This window comes from Oleiphilus sp. HI0043, from assembly GCF_001634935.1.
The window spans coordinates 1-819 of the sequence record NZ_LWEY01000195.1; the positions used below are offsets into that span (position 1 = coordinate 1).

The 819-nt window shown below is 50.4% G+C and carries 1 protein-coding gene; it reads right to left on the reverse strand.

Annotation, left to right across the window (positions count from 1 at the left end; genetic code table 11):
* Nucleotides 1–199 precede the first annotated feature (199 nt).
* Nucleotides 200–819, reverse strand: a 620-nt coding sequence (locus A3729_RS03285) for a GspE/PulE family protein (protein ID WP_197475514.1), incomplete at its 5' end; no start/stop codon positions are given.

Below are 819 nucleotides of genomic sequence, written 5' to 3' on the forward strand. Positions count from 1 at the left end.
GCTGTATATTTATACTGCCCAAACTTTTTGACGCTTCCTGCAGCTCACTGATTTGAACCGGAGTAATACCTTTTTTAAGCAGCTCATTGGCAGCAGCTGACTCTGAAGCTATCTCCAGTTCACCGCTAACCTGGGCCCCTTTTGCATCACGCCCCTTGTATTGAAATCGAGCCATTAACCCTGCCACCCTTCAAGTAAGTTACTCATCGAGTTCATCCAGGTCTATTTCCAGCTCATCGTCCAAGCTTGCCCCCAATTCATCAAGGGTTGCAGAANTTCTGAAGACCTCATCAATCGTCGTAATACCCTGACGCGCATACTCTAAGGCGCACCGATCCAAGGGCTCGTAATAAGCATTCATCTTGGCAGCTTCAGCAAAGGCATCCGGGTCTGCACGACGAAGCGCCCCCAAAGTACGATCATCCATTTCTAGCCACTCGTAAATACCTACTCGCCCTTTATAGCCGGTATCACTGCACTGGTAACAGCCGCTTCCAACAGTGAAATTATCTGGTAGGATTTCACCTTCAGCGACCATACTACCTAGCCAGATTCTCTCCTGTTCCGTTGGGTGATACTCGGTCGCACAGTTCGGGCATACCCGTCTGATAAGACGCTGGGCCAGCACCCCGCCCAAAGAACTCGCTACCAAATAAGGCTCTGCGCCCATATCAATCAAACGCATGGCACTGCCAATCGCGTCATTGGTATGCAAGGTCGACATCACCATATGACCTGTCATTGCCGCCCGCAAGCCAATTTCTGCGGTCTCTTGGTCTCGCATCTCACCAACCAAAACAATATCCGGGTCTTGACGCA